The sequence below is a fragment of the Janthinobacterium sp. GMG2 genome, from assembly GCF_033949445.1.
Lineage (GTDB): Bacteria > Pseudomonadota > Gammaproteobacteria > Burkholderiales > Burkholderiaceae_D > Janthinobacterium > Janthinobacterium aestuarii.
In genome coordinates this window covers 134,281-154,277 of sequence record NZ_JAXAWA010000008.1, presented here as the reverse complement: position 1 = coordinate 154,277, position 19,997 = coordinate 134,281, and the positions used below count along the sequence as shown (strand labels likewise).

The window sequence follows — 19,997 nt, the reverse complement described above, 5'->3', positions numbered from 1 at the left end:
ATACTGAGGCGGTCTTCTTAAGAAGGAAAATCTCATGCAGTTCTCGCATAAGCATTGTATGGGTGAGTATGAGTACTATTTAACAACAGAACTCTGCACGAATGACCTACATCGAGGAGTCATCGTGTTTATGAAAATTGGGGTGCCATGTGCTTTGCTGGATCAATCTGTGACGATCAGCACACCCAGCGCTTTCAGGTCGATCAGAACCGCTGAAATTGAAGCATCCGCCTACGCGCATGAACTGATCGCAAGTCAGGCGATTAAGGAATTTTTCCGCTCTAAGGCCATGCAACTGACACGTTTGCCGCTGTGACACCAGACTTCGTGGAACTTTGCGCAGCCAGAGGAATCTAATTTCTGACTACTCTGTGAGCTTGCAAAATGTATGAAGTCTACTTATCCGTTGCAGACAAGCATATTTATGAATGGGCCAAGACCAAGACACCCGACGAGAGTGTCGCAAAGGCTGCATTTCGAGAACTAGTCGACTACGAATTTCTCAACCAGCAGCCTTATCAGGTCACAATGTTTTGCAATGACAAGATAATCGCCCAGCACCGTTTTGACAGTCCAGCCGGCAGCTCTTTCGACTGGAGAGGGCAAACCCTCCCCATACATACTGAATGCCCTGAGAACGGCTAATGTAGAAATGTTTAAACCATTAGTGAGCAAAGAGTCAGTTCGTTGATACCAGGCCATACGATTCCGACACTCAGGCGCCGACACTCAACAGGCCGAGTATGTCGCCCAAGTCTGCCGGCTTGACCAAATGATGATCGAAGCCCACGGCCTTAGTCTGCATCCGAGTGGCGTTATCACTCCAGGCAGTGAGGGCAATCATTTTGATGTGCTGGAAGCGAGACGCCTGCCGGAGGGTGGAGGCAACCTCCAAGCCGTTCACGCCAGGCATTCCCAAATCAAGGAAGACCACATCAGGGACAAAGCTATCGGCCGTCTGCAGTGCCTCGGCCCCGCCATATACGGGGACAGCCTCATGACCACACATCACAAGAAATTCCGCGACAAGATCGGCGGCATCACGATTGTCATCAACAATCATGATTCGCAAGGGGGAAAGTTGGTTTGCCATACAGCACCTGCCGTTCATGAAATGCATCCACATGTAGGGACACATATTGAGCCGGCAAGTTCAAGGCGGCTGAAATTTTGAACAGTCAGGGGCGAGGACTGAAGTTAAGGTTGCTTGATGGGAATTATACATAACTTTCAGAAAAACATGCATAAAATGAAATAATGTCATTGGTTTCCACTGGATCAAAATGCACATTAGTTGCTGACTATACTGTGCTTTTCAATTTCTAAAAATGCTCTAAAATGTAAATCCGAAATTGAATACCTAACATCTTTCTTGACTGAGGCATCAATGGGAAATGACCAAAAATTGCAACATGGTGACTATGAATACCAGATAGTCACCTACAAGAAAGTGAACGGCATGTATCAAGCTATGGTTCTCCTTACCGCTCATTCAGGAATACAGTATTCCCCTATTATTGAAATCCCAACGCCAAGCGTATTTAAGTCAGAGCGTGCGGCACGGATCGAAGCTTCTGCGTTAGCATGTCAGCTCATAGAAACAGGCGGAGTGGTTGCACTTGTGCCACAAGATGGCAAATCCACTTCCTGGCCGAAGGAGTCTTAAACGACTCTTTAACGTCAGTTTCTAGTATGTTCAGTATCACATAGACATGACTCGTGAGGCTGCTATACAGCCCCATCAGTGCGAAAATTCTTCCTTCCCACGGGGAAGCATACAAGTCAGACGAAAACCGCTCAAAGTGCGTCAAAATGCGTCAAATCGCACCCCCCCCTCTTCGCCCCGCCGCGCCAGTCTTCATGCGCCTTCGGCCATGATGCAAATTTGAGTCAAATGAGCCCTATATAGCGGGCAGGTGTGGAGGGGGGACAACTGCGCGCGCCGGGCCGAAACAGGCCTTTTTCTTGCTTCTAGAGCAATATCATTCGTCAGGACGTGAAAAAGCCGCCTCATGGGCGGCTTGTGCGGTGGCTGAGGCGCACCGGCGCGACTGGGCTATCGCGGCCCTACCGGCTATCGCGGCGTGGCGGTCATCCTGTGCGCCCGGCGCGGGCCTTGGCCGCCAGCTCCTTGTCGTAATCGTCGCGGCAGTCCACGTCGCAGAACAGCAGCGCAGGCGCCAGCGCCTCGTCGCAATAGTGGCAGCCGCCGTGCGGCGCCAGGGCGGGACGGCCGCGCACGGCAGCCAGGCCGCGCGCCACCTCGGCGAAGATGATCTTGTCGGTGTTGTCTACGTGGTCGCTCATTGCGTTGTCTCCTTGCCCAGGCCCAGGTCATACGGCGCGAACTTCACCACTTCCACGTCGGCCCACTCGTTGATCGCTTCGAACTGCGCCTGCAGCGGCACCAGCTCGTTACGCGCGAAGACGCGCGCGGCAGGTTCCACGGCGCCGAAGCCGCCGGCATTGTTCGGCAGGATGCCCATCAGCTGCGGCGGCACGCGGTGCGCGGCCAGCTGGTCGTCGCGCGTGACGCTCTTGATGTTGAAAAACTCGTCCTTCGCGGCCACGTCCGACACGGGCAGGATCTGGATGCCGTCCTTCTTGCCGTTCGGCGCATACATGAACAGGTTGCGAAAGTTGCCCGGCCCCTTGCTGTCGCGCATGGCCTGGCGCAGGTTGTCCACGTCCTGGGTGTTGGCGGCCGCGTCCGTCATGTAGAAGACAAAGCCCGCGTGCGAGCCGTTCTTGTAGTACTTGCGGCGGAACAGGGTCGCCGCCTCGTTGAGCCAGGCCGATTGCAGCGCGCTCAGGTACTGCGGCACGCCATACAGCTCTTGGTTCACGTCCGGTTCCATCAGGTGGAAGACCCGGCCCTTGTCGAACTGGTGCACGGCCTGGTAGCCGTTCACGAAGAAATACGTGTCCAGGTCGACGCCGCGCCGCATGTACTTGGCCAGCGCATGCTGATAGCTTAGCGCCTTGCCGCTGCGGCTGGGCCGGTCTTCCAGGTAGGCATTGCCGAACGTCAGGAAGTCCAAGGCCATGCGTTTAAAAGCGTCGCGCGACAGGTACTTGCTGGGGATCAGGGTGGAGGCCAGCACGTTAGCCTTGAAGTGGATCGCGCTGCTGTGGTGCACGCCGGCATTGAAAGACTTGGCCAGGCCTGCCAAGTTGACGGGCGGCTCATACCAGTGCCCGTTCTTCCAGCATTCGAAGCAATCGAGAATATCGGCGTGCTCGAGCACGGGCGTGGGGTCGCCGAAGGAAAACGCCTCGATGCCGGCGGCGGCCGTGGCCGCTGTTGATGGTGCGCCCTGGGCCTGCCGGCCGCGCGCGCGCATGTGTCGTGCTTTGCTCAAGAATAAATCTCCATGAAAGAGTGGTGGTTGTCGGTTGTGCCTTCGAATGGCTCGTGATCGAGGGCGTGCATGCAGGCCCACGCCAGATCGGCGTGGCCGGTTTCATCGCTGCGGCCGGCGACATACGTCACGTGTCGCCCGCTTGGGGTGAGGGTCTTGTGGATGGCCATGAAGGACTGCGCGATGTCGGTCCAGCCGGCGTCAAACTCCAGCCGGCCCTTACTGATGATGTTTTTTGCCTTCAAGACCATGCGGGTTTTGACTTCGGGCGAGTAATTCAGGGCCGTCACAGCAGGGAAGAAGCCGCGCACGATGGGCAGCACGCCGATGCCCATGCCCGTGGTATCGATGCCGATGTATTCGACGTTGTAGCGCTGCGTCATCTGGCGGATGGCGTCGGCGTGGTCTTCGAAGCTCTGCCCGCGCCACTGGTGGCGCTCCAGGATGCGGAACTTGCCGCCGGCCGTCATGGGCGGCGCCAGCACGACGCAGCCGGCGCTGTCGCCGTTCAAGGCCGGGTCGTAGCCGATCCACACGGGCCGGTTGCCGAACGGGCGCAGGCCCAGCAACGGCTTGTAGTCGTCCCACTCGACCCAGGAATCGACCATGCAGCGCTGCAGCTCAGCCAGCGGGAAGACCGAGGCCGAGTCGTCGATAAAGTTGCACATCAGCAGGTTGTCGAACTGGTCGGGGCTGTATTCGAAGTTGCGCAGCTCGTCGATGTCGAACAGGTTGCAGCCGCCGCGCTCGGCATCCAGGATGGTGACGATCTGGCGCCAGATTTTGTCCTCGCCCGTGTAGCCTGACGACAGGCGGCCATGGCTGACGTCGATGTTGACTTGATCCGCCTTGGCGCGGCGCTTGTTGAACAGCTCGCCCGTCCAGAACGGATACGCCTGGTGTGTAGTCGAAGATGGCGTGGAAAAATACGTCTTGCGCCACTTCTTGTGGATGGCCATGCCCGAGGCCACCTTGTTCAGCTCCTGGAAGTTCTGTGTCCAAAAGAATTCATCGAAGTAGAAATTGCCGTGGTAGCCCTGCGCCGTGCGCGCATTGGTGCCCAGGAAGTACAGGTGTGCGCCGTTCGGCAGCACGATGGGGTCGCCCGTCAGCTCGATGCCGGCCGCCTCGCGCGCGAATTGCACGATGTATTGCTTGAAGACGTGGGCCTGCGACTTGGACGCGGACAGGAAGATTTGATTGCGGCCCGTTTCCATCGCATCGGCCAGCGCCTCGCGCGCAAAGTACCAGGTAGCGCCGATCTGGCGGGACTTGAGGATGGCGCGCGTACGCTGGTCGCCGTTGCGATACCAGACCTTTTGATAGTCGAACAGCGAATCCTGGAAGGCGTCGAGCAGCTGGATTTTCTGTTCTTCGCTGAAGTCGTTGCGCGTCGGCTTCTTCTTCGGCCCCGCATTGCGGTTCGCCAGCTTGGGGTTGAGATCGACCTCGTTGCCGCCCGGCTGCTCATAGCGGCGCACGCGCGCCATCTGCACGATGGTGCGGGCCAGTAAATCGATTTCCTTGTAGTCGCTGCCGCTCTTGACCTCTTTTTCGATCAGTTTCACCAGGCGCAGCTCGGCCGACGCTTCCACGTGCTCGATGGCCTGCGCCTTGTCCCACTCGTCGCGCAGCTTCCAGCTATTGATGGTGCTGCGCTTTATCCCTAAGTGTCGGGCGATGGACGAAATGCGCCAGCCCTTCCAGTACAGGGCGCGCGCGGCGCGGCGTGGCTCGGACTCGGGCACGGCCAGTTCGGCGATTTTTTCTTCAGGGGTTTGATGGATTCCTAACATGCCGCCAGCGTAGGCCGCGCGCGCGCGGAGCGGGGAAAGGCAAAAGTCGCTATGGCCCATAGCAACCCGCACCGCATTGAATCGCAGCGCCAAGACGTTGACCATGGCGTTATCCGATCAACCGAGACACGCCACCATGCCTAAATCCCAATTCTTCCGCGTCGCCACCGAAGGCGCCACCACCGACGGGCGCAACATCGACCGCGCCACCATCGAGCAGATCGCCGCCACCTACAATCCGAAAACCTACGGCGCGCGCATCTGGCTAGAGCACATTCGCGGCATCCTGCCCGACAGCCAGTTCAAAGCCTACGGCGACGTGATCGCGGTGAAAACCGAAGAGGTGGACACCGACAGCGGCAAGAAACTGGCCCTGTTCGCGCAGATCGAACCCACGCCGGAACTGGTGGCCATCAACAAGGCGAAACAAAAGCTGTACACCAGCCTGGAAATCCAGCCCGACTTCGCCGACTCGGCGCAACCCTACCTGGTCGGCCTGGGCGTCACCGACAGCCCGGCCAGCCTGGGCACGGATGCACTGAAATTTTCCGCCAGCCGCAAGCAGCAAAGCGCCAACCTGTTCACCTCCGCCATCGAGGTGACGCTGGAATTTGAAGAGCCGCAGGGCACCAAGCTGGCCGATGCCGTGAAAAACCTGCTGTCGCGCTTTTCCAATAAATCCGGCGCCGACGCCGCGCAGTTCGCAGACATCAGCGAAGCCGTGCAGGCGCTGGCCGGCCACGTCGTCACCGCCAACGACAACTACGCGGATGCCGTGACGCGCCTGGAGAAAGCCGAAACGGCATTGAAAGCCACGCAGGACGAACTGGCCGCTTTCAAGGCGCAAATGGACGCAGCGCCCGGCAACGGCCCGCGCCGCCCGGCCGCCACCGGCAACGACGGCGCCGTGCAGACCGAGTTTTAAGCGCACGCGCCTTTCCACCAACACCCCATTCAACAACGGAGCACTGATTTATGAAAAAGCAAACGCGCCAGGTCTTTGGCCAATATGAAACCCGCCTGGGTCAACTGAACGACACGGACAACGTGGCCAAGACCTTCAGCGTCACGCCCAGCGTGCAGCAAAAGCTGGAAAACAAGATGCAGGAATCGAGCGAGTTTCTGTCGAAAGTGAACATCATCGGCGTGGGCGAGCAGGAAGGCGAAAAACTGGGCCTGGGCGTCTCCGGCCCGATTGCCGGCCGCACCAACACGAAGGACAAGGAGCGCGAAACGCGCGACCTGTCCACCATGGACAGCACCAAGTACCGCTGCGAGCAAACCAACTTCGACACGCATTTGAGCTATGCCAAGCTCGACGCCTGGGCCAAGTTTCAGGACTTTCAATCCCGCGTGGCCAATGCCATCCTGACGCGCCAGGCGTTAGATCGCATCGTCATCGGTTTCAATGGCGTGAAAGTCATGGCCACCACCGATCTAGCCGCCAATCCGCTGCTGCAGGACGTCAATAAAGGCTGGCTGCAGCACCTGCGCGAGCAGGCGCCCGAGCGCGTGTTGGGCCTGGTGGCCGCTGGCATGCCGGGCAAGGTCATCATCGGCGACGTGGACGGCGCCGACTATGCCAACCTGGACGCGGCCGTCACCGATGCCGTCAACCTGCTGGACCCGTGGTATCAGGAAGACACCAACCTGGTGGCCATCGTCGGGCGCAAGCTGCTGAACGACAAGTACTTCCCGCTGGTCAACACCAAGCAAACGCCGACGGAAACCTTGGCGGCCGACATCATCATCAGCCAAAAACGCATCGGCGGCTTGCCGGCGGCGCGCGTGCCCTACTTCCCGGACAACGCGATCCTCATCACGCGCTTCGACAATCTGTCGATCTATTTCCAGGACGGCGCGCGCCGCCGCCGCGTGTTCGACGAACCCAAGCGCGACCGCATCGAAAATTACGAGTCGTCCAACGACGCCTACGTGATCGAGGACCTGGGCCTGGCCGCGCTGGTGGAAAACATCGAGCTGAAAGATAAATAATGGCGAACCAATCCCCCGCCCTGCGCCACCGCGCGCGCATGCTGGCCGAGCGCGCGGCCGGCACCGCCGCGCCGCAAGGCGTGACCACCGGCACGGCCTACGAGCTGATGCTCTACAAGCTGTCCGACGACCGGCGCCGACTGAAGGCTATCCAGTCGGTCGAGCGCAAGATCGAGGTCAAGGCCACCTTGCTGCCGGATTACGCGCAATGGATCGACGGCGTGCTGGCCGGCGGCAAGGGCGCGCAGGATGACGTATTTGCCACCCTGCTGGTGTGGCACATCGACACGGGCGAATATGACCGCGCCCTGGTCATGGCCGAATACGCGCTGGCGCACAAATTCACCCTGCCGGAGACCTACAGCCGCGACATCGCCACTCTGATGCTGGACGAGTTCGCGGAAGCCTATTTGCACGGCAAGCTGGCCAGCGATCCGCAGCACGCGGCCCAGGTGCTGGGCACCGTCGAGCAATTGACGGCCGCCAGCGACGCGCCAGACCAGGCGCGCGCCAAGCTGCACAAGGCCCTCGGCCTGGCCATGATCGCCGTGCTCGATCAGGCCGACGACACGGACATCGCCCCGGCGCTGGTCGCGCAGGCGGAAACGGCCATGGCCCAGCTGAAACGCGCCCGCGCCCTATCGGAGTCGTGCGGCGTCAAGAAAGATATGGAACGGCTGGAGCGGCGCCTCAAGCGCGCGACCGGTTCCACGTAAAGAGCATCCCCCGCAGCACGGCGGCACGGGGTGATTCTGGCTAATCCATCAGCCTGATGAACCCCGTCCACCGCCCACTTTTGAAAGCGCCCCGTATGTCCTTCATGGCCCTGCCCCCGTCCATCCCGCCCGGCACGACGCCCGCGCCGCCAGCGCAGGCCGCCGGCATCATCGAGAACGACGGCTGGTTTCCCGACATCCTGCTCACCGATATGCGCGACGCCATGCGCCTGGACGGCACCGTCACCGACGCCCGTCTGGTGCAAGCCGTGGTCGACGCCATCCTGCAGGTCAACCGCGAGCTGGCCGACTGGCAGGGCAAGCAGGCCGCTGCCGGTATCAGCGCCCTGGTGGACGTGCCGGCAACGCGCATCAACCGCGAGTCCCGCCTGCTGGCGCAGTACCGGCGCGCCGTCTACAGCATGGCAAAAGCCGACCTGATCGAGCGCTACCGCGATTACGACAGCACGGCCACGTCCGTCAGCGACAAGAAAAGCATGGAATGGCTGGACGAGGCACCAGGTGCGCAGCGGCGCAATGCGCAATGGGCCATCGCCGATATGGTCGGGCGCACGCATCTGACCGTGGAATTGATCTGATGCAGGTACGCACGCAGCAGCACGACACGGTGGACGCCCTGGTGTGGCGCTACCTGGGCGACGGCGCGGGATACGTCGAGCGCACCTTGGAAATGAATCCTGCGCTGGCGCGCCACGGCGCCGTGCTGCCGGCCGGCCTGGTCGTCACTCTGCCAGAGCCAGCGCCCAGCACTGGCCAGGTGGCCGCAGCCGATCTTGTGCAGCTATGGGATTGATCCTGGCATTCACCCTTTTATCCATCATGAAAAATCTATCACCCCTCTCACCGGAGAATCAAACAATGTCCGCAGAATCATTTGGTGGTTTCGCCACCCTGGTCAAACTGTACGGCTTCAAGGCGGCGCTGGGCATGGTCGGCGCCGCCATGCTGTATATCGTCCTGCCGCCCCTGAACAGCGACGGCACTTTCAACAAGGGCGAATTCGTCGCCCGCCTGGCCTGCGCGGGCGTGTTCTCGTGCCTGCTGGGCGGCACCGTGTACCAGCTGCTGTGCGCCCAGCTCCCCGCCATCGGCGCCATGGTCAACGCCTCCGCCATCGATCTGATCGTCGGCGCGCCCGGCTGGTGGGTATCGCGCGCCGTAGCCCTGTGGTTCCAGCGCCGCAGCGACAAAGACATCGCCGAGCTGGTTAAAGACGCAAAGGAACACTGATGGCCACCACCGACAACCCACTGATCGCGCGCGTCATCGACGCCATCCTGCGCGCCGAAGGCGGCTACGTGAACGACCCGCAAGACAAAGGCGGCGAAACCAACTTCGGCATCACCGTGGCCGTGGCGCGCGCCAACGGCTACACGGGGCCGATGCGCGATCTGCCCGAGTCCGTGGCGCGCGCCATCTACACGGCCCGCTACATCACGGAACCCAAGTTCGACCAGGTGCTGGCCCTGCATGCCAGCATCGGCGCCGAAGTGATCGACACGGGCGTGAACATGGGGCCGCACCGCGCGGCCGAGTTCCTGCAGCGCTGGCTGAACGGTTTCAACGACACGGGCGCGCGCTATCCCGCCCTGTTCGTCGACGGCCGCCTGGGCGCGCAGTCGCTGGGTGCGCTGGCCGATTTTCTCAAATGGCGCGGCCAGGATGGTGCCGCCGTGCTGCTGCGCGCCCTGAACGGTCTGCAGGCGGCGCGCTATCTGGAAATCACCGAGGCCAACAAGACCCAGCGCCGTTTTCTGTTCGGCTGGATCAAGGAACGGGTGGCCATGTGACCGCAACCACCTGGCGCCCGCTGGCCGCTGTTCTCCTGTGCGGCGCCCTGATCGGCTGGACGGCGCAGGGCTGGCGCAAGGACGCCAGTATCGCCGCCCTGCAGCGGGCGGCGGCAACCCAGGCGGCCACCGCCGCCACCGCACTGGCCCAGGCCACGGCCCGCGTGCTCACCTTGGAGCGCGCCGCCGGCGCCGCCCTAATGCTGCGCGCCGCCCACCTCACCCAGGAGCAAACCCATGCAAAAACTGAGCGTGACCGTTTTAACGATGACGTGCGCAGCGGCGCTGTGCGCCTGTCAATCCCCGTCGCCAGCGGCCAGTGCGCCGCACCTGCAGATACCGGCCCTGCCGCAGGCCATCGGCACCAAGCGCGCGCCGAACTTGACCCAGCGACTGCGGCAGCTCTTGACGCCATTGCCGGCGACGGCGACGACGCCACCCGCCAGCTGAACGCCTGCATCGACGCCTACAACCTGATCCGCGACACCTACCATGTACAAACCGAATAGCCTGCGCCAGCACCTGGCCGCCGCCATCCCCGACCTGCAGCGCGATCCCGACCGCCTGCTGGTATTCGCCGACGAGGGCAACGTAGTGGCCACCTCCACCGCCTCCCTCTCCTTCGAATACCGCTTCAAGCTCAACCTGATCGTCACCGATTACGCGGGCGACGCCGATGCCATCATGGTGGCCCTGATCGCCTGGCTGAAAGTCCACCAGCTCGACCTGATGGCCAACGAGGAAACGCGCAAGCACGGCATCGCCTTCGAGGTGGATTTTAATAACCATGAAACGGTCGACATTTCCATCAAGCTGGACCTGACCGAGCGTGTAGCCGTCAGGACCGGCGAAGCGGGCCGCCTCGACATCAAGCACCTGGCCGAGATACAGCACATGCCGGCTTACAAGGACGAGTTCTGGAAGCTGTATGACGGCGAGACATTGCTGGCCGAATGGCGCACGCCCGAAGCCGCGCCATGAGCGACAACCTGCACGCACTGGAAGCCTGGGCCGGCGCCCTGCTGGCCAAGCTGCAGCCGGCCCAGCGCCGCGCCATCAATCACAAGGTCGCCATCGACCTGCGCCGCAACCAGGCGCAGCGCATCAAGGCGCAGCAGGGGCCGGACGGCTCGGCCTACCCGGCGCGCAAGCGACGCAAGGAATTCAAGGGAAAGAACGGGCGCATCAAACGGCAGAAGGCGGCGATGTTTGCCAAGATCCGCATCGCCAAACACCTGAAAGTAAAGGCGACCGGCGACCAGATCGAGGTCGGCTTCTTTGGCTGGGTGGCGCGCGTCGCGCGTGTGCATCAGTTTGGCCAGCAAGACCGCCTTTCTAAGAAAGGAGCCATCTACAGGTATCAGGAACGTCCATTACTTGGACTTAGTCAAAACAACCGGACATTACTCCGCGAATCAATACTACGACATCTAGCGTCAAACCAAATCGAAAATTAAAAGACGCTTGACTGGCAAATACAACAACATTCCCGAAATTTTCAAATTAAAATTTTTCAAAATAAATCAACAAAATCTTTGCTTTTCATAACTTTCACATGTAAAAGAACGCGCCTGTATAATGATATAAATTGGGATATTATTCCAAGCTTTGGATTAGCGGGAGAGTTTGACAGCAAAATAGCAATACACCAAAGCAATGTTCTATACGTAGAATCGAAATTTTCTTTTAACAACCCAACAACGTCATCTCCGCCAGTAATAAATCCCCCATCTTCCGCATAAAGCAATTTATTACGAAATTCCGCACGCAGCGATACAAATTCTCTCAAAGATACACCATGCACTTCTTGAACCTTTTCAACAAGATCATTAAATAGCTCTTCAATAACATCAATATTTGAATCTCCCTCTCGTGTTAGGAAAATATCCAATGGATTCATTGAAATTAATTCCTTTTCGTTGCAGTCAAAAAAAACCATCTTTGCGCCATTTTGAGACATAGTTAATCTTGCATTGAACAGCTTATCACTAGAACGCGACATAACCCCTTCGCCGAATATCCAAGAAATATTGTAACGCATCAAAGAAATAATTGGATAGAACATTAATTTAGCATGATGATTTTTGTACATCCTTACGACATCACGATGTTCAGGCATTTTTGCCTCATTAATTTTCAGCCATTCGAAAATAGCAACTACCAATTCTTCCTCAGCAGCAATTAATCTAATAGTCCCCATCTCATCATCTAGGCCTGCCAGTTTTATCGCCTTTTCGGTGTGATCAATTGCTTTATAAATGCGAGATATAATTTTCGTAGGCGCATTTTCTTGTATGAATCCAAATACATCCTCCCCCACCAATCCATCGAAATACTTGCTATTAATTTCTCGAGTAACGAAATTCATATCACACTCCGAGCATAGTCAAAAAATATTTTTTACGCACCAAAATTTGCGACAGCAATAATCCAGGCTACCATATTTACTTCTGCGACCCAGTCTTTTCCGCCAACTCTCTTGCCTGTTAAATTCAAGATAGGAACCCTATAATCATGATTAAACTTCACCCCATTTAACTTATATATCTCAGAATACAGTGGATGATCTTTAGTTATCAAAAAATCCAAACCAGATGTCTCTGAGTGAATGATTTTATTACATGCATCACGAGCTTTTAATACTTTCTTATTTCCATCCTCAGTTAAAAATCCAACTCCCTTAGGATTTTGCTCATGATGAATGGCAAGCCCGTTTCTAGCATCATCATTTGCACGAGAAAGTGCAGCCAAAGCCATAATATTTTTACTAAGTTCTTTTTCCTCCATCTCCAAAAGCCCATTTATTGCATCTGGCGCCCCTGGATAATATGCAAGCTTCTCAAAATCATGCATTGACAAAAGTTGGCACATTAAAATATAGGCATGATGCCGAAGTGTCTCTTCCCATGCGTAAAAACCTTGCTCTTTCATAATTTAGTCTCCTTTTATAAAGTAGTGATTTCGTTTGCGGTTTACATCATGGCATATGAAAGTTTTATAGTCACTAAACCGCTTATCAACCCTCCTCCGCGTGCATCCGCACGCGGACTTCGGCAACATGCACTGCATGAACGCCGACCTGTCCGACCTCCTCCGCTTGCTGCAAAACCTGATCCGCCTGGGCACCATCGCCGAGGTCAACGGGGCCAAGGCGCGCGTGCGGCTCGGGCCGACACTCTCCACCGAATGGCTGAAATGGACGACGCCACGCGCCGGCAGCACGCGCACTTGGTCGGTGCCAACCGTGGGCGAACAGGTCATCGTCATTTCCCCGGGCGGCGACCTGACGCGTGGCATCATCCTGCCAGCACTGTACTCGCAGGCGTTTGACGCGCCCGAAGATAGCGACAGCATCCACACTACGCACTACCCCGACGGCGCCGTGGTGCAGTACGACCATGCGGCCCACGCCCTGACGGCACTTCTCCCCGGCGGCACCGCCACCATTACCGCGGACAAGGTCACGTCGAACGCGCCCAGCACCATCTGCACGGGCGACCTGACCGTCATGAAAAACCTGATCGTCATGCAATCGGCCACCGTCAACGGCGCCACCGCCCTGAACGGCGGCGTGAACGCCAAGGCCGGCGCCGCTGGCGGCGTGGCCATGGCCGTGCAAGGAACAATTAAAGCGACCGAGGACGTGCTGGCCGGCGCCATCAGCCTGGCCAAGCATTTGCACGGCGGCGTCAGGGCCGGCGGCGACCAGTCGGGCGGGCCGCAATCATGATGGGCATGCACGCCACCACGGGGCGCAGCCTGACGGGCCTGGGCCACCTGCGCCAGTCCGTGACCGACATTTTGACCACGCCGATGGGTTCGCGCATCCGGCGCCGCCGCTATGGCTCCGAGGTGCCCGAGCTGATCGACCAGCCCCTGAACAGCGCCACGCAGTTGCGCATCTACGCCGCCACCGCCTTTGCCCTGCGCCGCTGGGAACCGCGTTTGCAGCTCGCCAGCGTACAGCTCACGCGCGACACGGACGGCGCCATCGCCCTGCTGCTCGATGGCACGGCGAATGGCCAGGCCATCACCATGGCCGTGCCCGTCAAGCAAGGGGGCGCCGTATGAGCACGCCCATCGACCTGACCCAGTTGCCCGCGCCCAGCGTGGTCGAAGTGCTGGACTTCGAAGCCATCCTTGCCGGCCGCAAAGCCCACCTGGTGAGCCTGCTGCCGGAAGCCGAGCGCTCCGCCGTCACGGCCCTCTTGGCCCTGGAATCGGAACCGGCCACCAAGCTGCTGGAAGAGAACGCGTATCAGGAAACCATCCTGCGCAACCGCGTCAACGAAGCGGGCAAGGCCGTCATGCTGGCGTTTGCGCTCGATGGCGATCTGGACCAGCTGGGCGCCAACGTCAACGTGGCGCGCCTGGTCATCACGCCGGCCAATCCCAACGCCCTGCCACCCGTGGCCGCCGTCATGGAAGACAACGACGCCTACCGCCTGCGCATCCAGGAAGCGCCGGACGGCCTGTCCGTGGCCGGCCCGAAAGCGTCATACGAATTCCACGCCCGCAGCAGCGATGGCCGCGTCAAGGACGCAAGCGCCACCAGCCCGGCGCCGGCGCATGTCACCGTCACGGTGCTGGCCAACAACGCCACCGGCATCGCCAGCGCCGAACTCTTGGGCACCGTGGCGCGCGCGCTCAACGCCGAGGACGTGCGCCCCCTGGGCGACCGCTTGACGGTGCAGGCCGCCCAGGTCATCGATTATCAGATCGAGGCCACCTTGTTTATCGGCGTCGGCCCGGAAGTGCCGATTTTGCTGGACGCAGCGCGCGCCAACGCCGCGCGCGTCTCGCAGCCACGCCGCCCGCTGGGGCACAGCATCTACCGGTCCGCCTGCAGCGCCGCCGTCCACGTCGAAGGTGTGCGCAAGGTCGTCTTGACCAGCCCGGCGGCGGACATCGAATTGAATGCCACCCAGGCCGCGCGCTGCACGGCCATCCAGCTCAATGTCGTGGTGCTCGATGAATAAGACCGTGCCGACCCTGCCGCCCAACACCACGGCGCTGGAGCGCGCCATTGCCGTGGCTTGCGCCGAACTGGTCAACGTGCCCGTGCCGCTGCGCGACCTGTGGAACGCCGACCGCTGCCCCGTCAATCTGCTGCCGTTTCTGGCCTGGGCCTGTTCCGTGGACCGCTGGGATGATGCCTGGCCCGAGTCGACCAAGCGCGGCACCATCAAGGCGTCCTATTTCATCCACAAGCACAAGGGCACGATTGCCGCCGTGCGCCGCGTGGTGGAATCTTTGGGCTACCTGATCCGCATCACCGAGTGGTGGCAAACCACGCCGGCCGGCGTGCCGGGCACTTTCCGCCTCGATGTCGGCGTGCTGGACTCGGGCATCACGGACGCCATGTTTCAGGAAATGGAACGCCTGATCGCCGACGCCAAGCCCGTCAGCCGTCACATGACGGGCCTGGCCATTTATCTGGAAAGTCGCGGCAGCATCTACGCGGGCGCTTGCGCGTACCACGGCGACGCCATGACCGTGTATCCCTGGATCGCGGAAACCATCGAAGTGCGCGGCACGCTCTTGCAAGCCGGCGCATCCCATACCATCGACACCCTGACCATCTATCCATGAGCACATACTTTGCCATCCTGACTGAAGTGGGCGAGGCCAAGCTGGCCAACGCCATCGCCCTAGGTCAAACCCTGAAACTGAAAAACCTGGCCGTGGGCGACGGCAATGGCAATCTGCCCATGCCCGTGCGCACGCAAAAAGCGCTGGTGCGCGAAGTGCGCCGCGCGGGCCTGAACCAGCTGACCATCGACCCGGCCAACGCCAGCCAGATCATCGTCGAGCAAGTCTTGCCCGAGGATGTGGGCGGCTGGTGGATACGCGAAATCGGCATCTTTGACGAGGCCGGCGACCTGTGCGCCGTGGCCAACTGCCCGCCCAGCTACAAGCCCCTGATGGCCGAGGGCAGCGGGCGCACGCAAGTGGTGCGCATCGTGCTGATCGTCGCCAGCACGGCCGCCATCGAACTGAAAATCGATCCGTCCGTCATCCTGGCCACCCGTAAATATGTCGATGACCAGGACATCCTTGTCCGCGCCTACAGCGACGCGCAACTGGCCAAACACTTGGCCTCTCTTGATCCGCATCCGCTGCTGGCCAAGGTCGCCTATGTCGATCAGCAGGACGCCAGCGCACGGGCCTATGGCGACCAGCAACTGGGCAAGCACCAGGCAGCTCTTGACCCGCACCCGCTGCTGGCGAAGATCGCCTACGTCGATCAGCAAGACAGAAATGTCACTGCCGACGCGGCGCAACGTCTGGCCGGGCACATGGCCGCTCTTGATCCGCACCCGCTGCTGGCGAAGATCGCCTACGTCGATCAGCAGGACAAAAATGTGACCGCCAACGCGGAACAACGCCTGGCCGGTCACATGGCTGCGCTTGACCCGCATCCGCTCCTGGCAAAAGTCGCCTACGTCGATCAGCAAAACACCAGCGCGCGCGCCTATGGCGACCAGCAAGACGCCAAGCACTTGGCCGCTCTTGACCCGCATCCGCAATACAGCATGAAGGAAGTACAGGCGCTGCCGAAAGCTGACGCATCAAAAAAACTGGCCAGTGCCGGCTTTGTGCAGCAGGAACTGGGCAATCTCGCCGGCATTGCGGATTTTCCTGTTTCCCGTGCGCTCAGCGCCGCCGATTTTGGTAAGGCTTACTACTTCAGCAATGGCTCTGTGACGGCAACCCTGCCTCGTCCTGATAGTCTCGCCAGCGGCCAGATTATCGGGCGCCAGGTCAAGTTTTTTGGTTTCAATAAGATTGCCGGGACCATCACACCGGCTGCCAATGCCTTTCTTCGTTGCGACTCAGCCAATGTCGCAACGATGGTCGTCAAGGCCGGCCAGTCGCTATCGTTGGTGGCAGTCACGGCCGATACATGGCAAGTCATCGACTCGACCGCCGAAATGTGGCGCAACGCTGATTTTGCCGACTACTTCAACAACACGGCCCCGACGCAGCCCCAACGCGACAGCAGCAAGAAAATTGCCACCACCGAGTTTGTGCGACGCGCGCAGGGCAGCATGACGGGTTACACCCGCGTGGAGGCAGACCGTTCGTTGACCGCCGAGGACGCCGGGTCTGTGCTCTTGCTGGGCAATGCCACATCGGTCCTCACCCTCCCCCCTCCGTTATCGCTGGGTATTCCTATCAATATAGGCGTCTGCGTGCGCGTCCATTGCACCGGCCCCCAAAGCGGACGGCTTGTACCTGCGAAAGACGCCTTTCTCATGGCGCCCGATGAAACGACCAGCATCACGATCAAAAAAGGGCAATCGCTCACGTTGATGGCGACCACGGATCAGGTATGGCGCGTGATCGACTCCACCGCAGAACTGAGCCGCAATGCCGCGTTTACCGGCGTGCTCGCGGGTAGCGGCCACAAATGCCTGCCGGACGACTTCATCATGCAATGGCAAACCGTCGATGTGCCCGTCGCCACCACCGGCATCGCAACGAAGAATTTTTCCTTTCCGATTGCGTTCAAGGAATTTGTATTCGGCTGCACGGCCACCGTCCTGGGCATCGGTGCGGCACCCAATTCGAATGCGTTTGTCGCCGCCATGCCTTCGTCCATCAATGGCGGCGTGGCACAGAACAACTACGTCAACAGCAACGTTTCTGTTTTCATTATTTCCATAGGCAAATGACATGACCATTCGCTACTCTTACTCAACCGGCAATTTTTATCCCCACTACATTGAGTATCCACACCTGCCTGACGACTTGATCAAGGTGGATGAGGATGACTACGCGGCGGCAATGAGCCGCCCCGCAGGCCATACCTTTCAATTTGAAAACGGCCAGCTGGTCATTACCGCGCCGACGCCAACGCCGGTCCTTGTGCTGTGCGACACCTTCCTGGTCGGCGTCAGAAAAACGCGCGACGGCATCCTCAACCGTCTGGCCGGCATCGGCTTTGCCGCCGTGGCCAGCGGCGATGCGGATACCGTGCAAGCGATTATCCAGGCGCGCACCTACATGCTCGATATCACCATCTGCCCGACTGTCACCGCCGCGCGGGATTTGGACGAACTGCAGGCGGCCGTCAGCAGCGAATTCCAACGCATCGCCGACACCTTGCCGCAAGAGGCCCGACGCGCCTTTGAAGATGCCGGCATCACGCTTGCGCCAAGCACGACGCCACCCGGCACCCTGTAACACCCGACATTCACCATTTACCAGGAGAACAACATGGCCACCGACTACCACCATGGCGTGCGCGTCATTGAAATCAACGAGGGTTCGCGCCCCATCCGCACCGTGTCCACCGCCGTGCTGGGCCTGATCGCCACAGCTGACGATGCCGACCCGGCGGCCTTCCCGCTCGACACGCCCGTGCTCGTCACCAACGTGCTGGCCGCCATGGGCAAGGCCGGCAAGACCGGCACCTTGTATCGCTGCTTGGCGGCCATTGCCGCGCAGACCAAGCCCCTGACGGTCGTGGTGCGCGTGGCCGAAGGCGAAACGGAAGCGGAAACCACCACCAATGCCGTGGGCGGCGTGTCGCCGGACGGCAAATACCTGGGCGCCAAGGCGCTGCTGGCCGCGCAAAGCAAGCTGGGCGTGAAGCCGCGCATCCTGGGCGCGCCGGGGCTGGACACCCAGGCCGTCACCAATGCCCTGGCCAGCGTGGCGCAGCGCCTGCGCGGTTTCGTGTATGCGTCGGCCTATGGCTGCGCCACCGTCACGGCGGCCACCGCCTATCGCGGCCAGTTCGGCCAGCGCGAAGTCATGATGATCTGGCCGGATTTTATCAACTGGGATACCTCCACGGACGCCGAGGCCAGCATGTCGGCTGTCGCCTACGCCATGGGCCTGCGTGCCAAGATCGACGAGGAAACGGGCTGGCACAAGACGCTGTCCAACGTCGTCATCAACGGCCCGACCGGCATCACCAAGGACGTGTTTTTCGACCTGCAAGACCCGGCCACCGATGCCGGCGTGCTCAACGCCAAGGAAGTGACCACCCTGATTAACATGGGCGGCTACCGCTTCTGGGGTTCGCGCACTTGCGAGGAACCGGGCGGCTTCTTCTATTTCGAAAGCTACACGCGCACGGCCCAGGTGCTGGCCGACACCATCGCCGAGGCGCATTTCGCTTATGTCGATGTGCCTTTACACCCGTCGCTGGTGCGCGATCTGCTGGAAAGCATCAATGCCAAGTTCCGCGACTTGAAACTGCAGGGCTACATCATCGACGGCCACGCCTGGTATGACGAGCAATACAACGACAAGACGGCACTGAAAGACGGCAAGCTGGCCATCGATTACGACTACACGCCCGTGCCGCCGCTGGAAAACCTGAAATTCCAGCAGCGCATTACCGACCGCTACCTGGCCGACTTCGCCTCGCGCATCGCGGCGTAATCGCCATGACCACCCAGCCCGCGCCCGCGCGGGCGCATTGAACTACTGGAGAAATTATGGGCCTGCCCCGCAAACTGAAAAATTTTAACTTGTTCCAAGACGGTATGTCCTTCATGGGCATGGTGCCCGAAGTTACCTTGCCCAAGCTGAGCCGCAAGATGGAAGAATACCGCGCCGGCGGCATGAGCGGCCCCGTGTCCGTGGACTTCGGCAACGAGGCGCTGTCGCTGGAATGGAGCGCTGGTGGCCTGATCGTGGAAGCCTTGAAGCGATACGGCGTGCACGCGCACGGCGCCGTGCAACTGCGCTTTGCCGGCGCCTACCAGGAAGACGATGACGGCACGGTCGCCGCCGTCGAGGTCGTCGTGCGCGGCCGTTACAAGGAAATCGATATGGGCGGCGCCAAGATGGGCGACGACACCACGCACAAATACACCATGGCGTGCAGCTACTACAAGCTGATGATCGACGGCGCCACCGTCATCGAACTGGACTTCATGAGCGGCACCGAGAACTTCGGCGGCGGCGACACGAATGCGGCCATCCGCAAGGCCATCGGCCTGTAACCCCTTTTTATTCACCACTACCCTACAAGGACAACACCATGAACAACGATACCCAAAACAGCGCCGTCATCGAGCTGGACGACCCGATCAAACGCGGCGATACCTTCATCACCTCGCTGACGGTGCGCAAGCCCAAGGCCGGCGCCCTGCGCGGCATTTCCCTGATCGAGCTGGCCAACCTGAACGTGTCGGCCCTGCAGATCGTGCTGCCGCGCATTACCGAGCCGACCCTGACCGCGCACGACATCGCCAACATGGACCCGGCCGACCTGCTGGCCGTGGGCGCCGAGGTCGCCGGTTTTTTGGCGAGCAAAGCAGATCGCCTTTCGGTATCCCCGGCGAAGTAGAAGAC

27 protein-coding genes are annotated in these 19,997 nt (G+C 60.1%); 21 read left to right on the top strand and 6 right to left on the bottom strand.

Annotated elements, in window-relative coordinates; all coding sequences use genetic code 11:
- Positions 1 to 34: 34 nt before the first annotated feature.
- A complete protein-coding gene (locus tag SKZ59_RS24585) occupies positions 35 to 316 on the top strand; it encodes a hypothetical protein (protein WP_319993237.1) in 282 nt (93 codons plus the stop codon).
- 399 nt (positions 317 to 715) lie between these two features.
- On the opposite strand, the gene SKZ59_RS24580 is transcribed toward SKZ59_RS24585, so the two are convergent.
- Positions 716 to 1,093, bottom strand: a complete 378-nt coding sequence (locus tag SKZ59_RS24580; RefSeq protein WP_070304166.1) for a response regulator — start codon at positions 1,091 to 1,093, stop codon at positions 716 to 718.
- Positions 1,094 to 1,387: 294 nt separating this feature from the next.
- Between SKZ59_RS24580 and SKZ59_RS24575 the strand changes: the two genes are divergently transcribed.
- On the top strand, positions 1,388 to 1,666 hold the full coding sequence (locus SKZ59_RS24575) for a hypothetical protein (RefSeq protein WP_319993236.1): 279 nt from the start codon (positions 1,388 to 1,390) through the stop codon (positions 1,664 to 1,666).
- 425 nt (positions 1,667 to 2,091) lie between these two features.
- Here the strand turns inward: SKZ59_RS24575 and SKZ59_RS24570 are convergent, their stop codons facing one another.
- From SKZ59_RS24570 to SKZ59_RS24560, 3 genes are read right to left on the bottom strand one after another with little or no spacing between them, the layout of a single operon-like run.
- Entirely contained in the window at positions 2,092 to 2,307 is a 216-nt protein-coding gene (locus SKZ59_RS24570) for a hypothetical protein (RefSeq protein ID WP_319993235.1), read from the bottom strand.
- A complete protein-coding gene (locus tag SKZ59_RS24565) occupies positions 2,304 to 3,362 on the bottom strand; it encodes a phage portal protein (RefSeq protein ID WP_413774594.1) in 1,059 nt (352 codons plus the stop codon). The genes SKZ59_RS24570 and SKZ59_RS24565 overlap by 4 nt, the downstream gene beginning before the upstream one ends.
- Positions 3,359 to 5,158 carry a terminase ATPase subunit family protein gene (locus SKZ59_RS24560; protein WP_319993234.1) on the bottom strand — a complete coding sequence of 600 codons (1,800 nt, stop codon included), beginning with the start codon at positions 5,156 to 5,158 and terminating at the stop codon, positions 3,359 to 3,361. The genes SKZ59_RS24565 and SKZ59_RS24560 overlap by 4 nt, the downstream gene beginning before the upstream one ends.
- Positions 5,159 to 5,294: 136 nt before the next feature.
- Here SKZ59_RS24560 and SKZ59_RS24555 point away from each other — a divergent pair, with 136 nt between their 5' ends.
- The 10 genes from SKZ59_RS24555 (at position 5,295) to SKZ59_RS24510 (ending at position 11,137) form a co-directional block, all read left to right on the top strand.
- Complete coding sequence (locus SKZ59_RS24555) at positions 5,295 to 6,083, top strand: GPO family capsid scaffolding protein (protein WP_319993233.1); 789 nt, start codon at positions 5,295 to 5,297, stop codon at positions 6,081 to 6,083.
- A 50-nt stretch (positions 6,084 to 6,133) separates the two neighbouring features.
- Positions 6,134 to 7,153, top strand: a complete 1,020-nt coding sequence (locus SKZ59_RS24550; RefSeq protein ID WP_319993232.1) for a phage major capsid protein, P2 family — start codon at positions 6,134 to 6,136, stop codon at positions 7,151 to 7,153.
- Entirely contained in the window at positions 7,153 to 7,869 is a 717-nt protein-coding gene (gene gpM / locus SKZ59_RS24545) for a phage terminase small subunit (protein WP_319993231.1), read from the top strand. The genes SKZ59_RS24550 and gpM overlap by 1 nt, the downstream gene beginning before the upstream one ends.
- A 95-nt stretch (positions 7,870 to 7,964) precedes the next feature.
- Complete coding sequence (locus tag SKZ59_RS24540) at positions 7,965 to 8,468, top strand: head completion/stabilization protein (RefSeq protein WP_319993230.1); 504 nt, start codon at positions 7,965 to 7,967, stop codon at positions 8,466 to 8,468.
- The gene (locus SKZ59_RS24535) at positions 8,468 to 8,683 is read left to right on the top strand and encodes a tail protein X (protein WP_319993229.1); all 216 of its coding nucleotides are present in this window, start codon (positions 8,468 to 8,470) and stop codon (positions 8,681 to 8,683) included. Before SKZ59_RS24540 ends, SKZ59_RS24535 begins: the two co-directional genes overlap by 1 nt.
- 65 nt (positions 8,684 to 8,748) lie before the next feature.
- A complete protein-coding gene (locus SKZ59_RS24530; protein ID WP_035820867.1) occupies positions 8,749 to 9,120 on the top strand; it encodes a hypothetical protein in 372 nt (123 codons plus the stop codon).
- The gene (locus tag SKZ59_RS24525; RefSeq protein ID WP_319993228.1) at positions 9,120 to 9,680 is read left to right on the top strand and encodes a glycoside hydrolase family 108 protein; all 561 of its coding nucleotides are present in this window, start codon (positions 9,120 to 9,122) and stop codon (positions 9,678 to 9,680) included. Before SKZ59_RS24530 ends, SKZ59_RS24525 begins: the two co-directional genes overlap by 1 nt.
- Positions 9,677 to 10,189: a lysis system i-spanin subunit Rz gene (locus tag SKZ59_RS24520; RefSeq protein ID WP_319993227.1), complete on the top strand. Its 513-nt coding sequence runs from the start codon at positions 9,677 to 9,679 to the stop codon at positions 10,187 to 10,189. The genes SKZ59_RS24525 and SKZ59_RS24520 overlap by 4 nt, the downstream gene beginning before the upstream one ends.
- Positions 10,173 to 10,661 (top strand): phage tail protein, encoded by a 489-nt coding sequence (locus tag SKZ59_RS24515; protein ID WP_319993226.1) that lies wholly within the window; start codon positions 10,173 to 10,175, stop codon positions 10,659 to 10,661. The genes SKZ59_RS24520 and SKZ59_RS24515 overlap by 17 nt, the downstream gene beginning before the upstream one ends.
- Positions 10,658 to 11,137, top strand: a complete 480-nt coding sequence (locus SKZ59_RS24510) for a phage virion morphogenesis protein (RefSeq protein WP_319993225.1) — start codon at positions 10,658 to 10,660, stop codon at positions 11,135 to 11,137. Before SKZ59_RS24515 ends, SKZ59_RS24510 begins: the two co-directional genes overlap by 4 nt.
- Before the next feature lie 56 nt (positions 11,138 to 11,193).
- On the opposite strand, the gene SKZ59_RS24505 is transcribed toward SKZ59_RS24510, so the two are convergent.
- On the bottom strand, positions 11,194 to 12,048 hold the full coding sequence (locus tag SKZ59_RS24505) for a hypothetical protein (RefSeq protein WP_319993224.1): 855 nt from the start codon (positions 12,046 to 12,048) through the stop codon (positions 11,194 to 11,196).
- Positions 12,049 to 12,080: 32 nt separating this feature from the next.
- Positions 12,081 to 12,611 carry a hypothetical protein gene (locus SKZ59_RS24500; protein WP_319993223.1) on the bottom strand — a complete coding sequence of 177 codons (531 nt, stop codon included), beginning with the start codon at positions 12,609 to 12,611 and terminating at the stop codon, positions 12,081 to 12,083.
- A 136-nt stretch (positions 12,612 to 12,747) separates the two neighbouring features.
- On the opposite strand from SKZ59_RS24500, the gene SKZ59_RS24495 reads away from it, so the two are divergent.
- From SKZ59_RS24495 to SKZ59_RS24455, 9 genes are read left to right on the top strand one after another with little or no spacing between them, the layout of a single operon-like run.
- Positions 12,748 to 13,410, top strand: coding sequence for a phage baseplate assembly protein V (locus tag SKZ59_RS24495; RefSeq protein WP_319993222.1), 663 nt, complete (start codon positions 12,748 to 12,750; stop codon positions 13,408 to 13,410).
- The gene (locus SKZ59_RS24490) at positions 13,407 to 13,751 is read left to right on the top strand and encodes a GPW/gp25 family protein (RefSeq protein ID WP_319993221.1); all 345 of its coding nucleotides are present in this window, start codon (positions 13,407 to 13,409) and stop codon (positions 13,749 to 13,751) included. The genes SKZ59_RS24495 and SKZ59_RS24490 overlap by 4 nt, the downstream gene beginning before the upstream one ends.
- Positions 13,748 to 14,659 carry a baseplate J/gp47 family protein gene (locus tag SKZ59_RS24485; RefSeq protein WP_319993220.1) on the top strand — a complete coding sequence of 304 codons (912 nt, stop codon included), beginning with the start codon at positions 13,748 to 13,750 and terminating at the stop codon, positions 14,657 to 14,659. The genes SKZ59_RS24490 and SKZ59_RS24485 overlap by 4 nt, the downstream gene beginning before the upstream one ends.
- Positions 14,652 to 15,272 carry a phage tail protein I gene (locus SKZ59_RS24480; protein WP_319993219.1) on the top strand — a complete coding sequence of 207 codons (621 nt, stop codon included), beginning with the start codon at positions 14,652 to 14,654 and terminating at the stop codon, positions 15,270 to 15,272. Before SKZ59_RS24485 ends, SKZ59_RS24480 begins: the two co-directional genes overlap by 8 nt.
- Before the next feature lie 26 nt (positions 15,273 to 15,298).
- Positions 15,299 to 17,359 carry a phage tail protein gene (locus tag SKZ59_RS24475; RefSeq protein WP_319993218.1) on the top strand — a complete coding sequence of 687 codons (2,061 nt, stop codon included), beginning with the start codon at positions 15,299 to 15,301 and terminating at the stop codon, positions 17,357 to 17,359.
- A 1-nt stretch (position 17,360) separates the two neighbouring features.
- Complete coding sequence (locus SKZ59_RS24470; RefSeq protein ID WP_319993217.1) at positions 17,361 to 17,870, top strand: hypothetical protein; 510 nt, start codon at positions 17,361 to 17,363, stop codon at positions 17,868 to 17,870.
- Positions 17,871 to 17,903: 33 nt separating this feature from the next.
- Entirely contained in the window at positions 17,904 to 19,079 is a 1,176-nt protein-coding gene (locus SKZ59_RS24465) for a phage tail sheath protein (RefSeq protein ID WP_319993216.1), read from the top strand.
- 56 nt (positions 19,080 to 19,135) lie between these two features.
- Complete coding sequence (locus SKZ59_RS24460) at positions 19,136 to 19,645, top strand: phage major tail tube protein (RefSeq protein WP_319993215.1); 510 nt, start codon at positions 19,136 to 19,138, stop codon at positions 19,643 to 19,645.
- A gap of 38 nt (positions 19,646 to 19,683) precedes the next feature.
- The gene (locus tag SKZ59_RS24455) at positions 19,684 to 19,992 is read left to right on the top strand and encodes a phage tail assembly protein (RefSeq protein WP_100428402.1); all 309 of its coding nucleotides are present in this window, start codon (positions 19,684 to 19,686) and stop codon (positions 19,990 to 19,992) included.
- Positions 19,993 to 19,997: the final 5 nt, after the last annotated feature.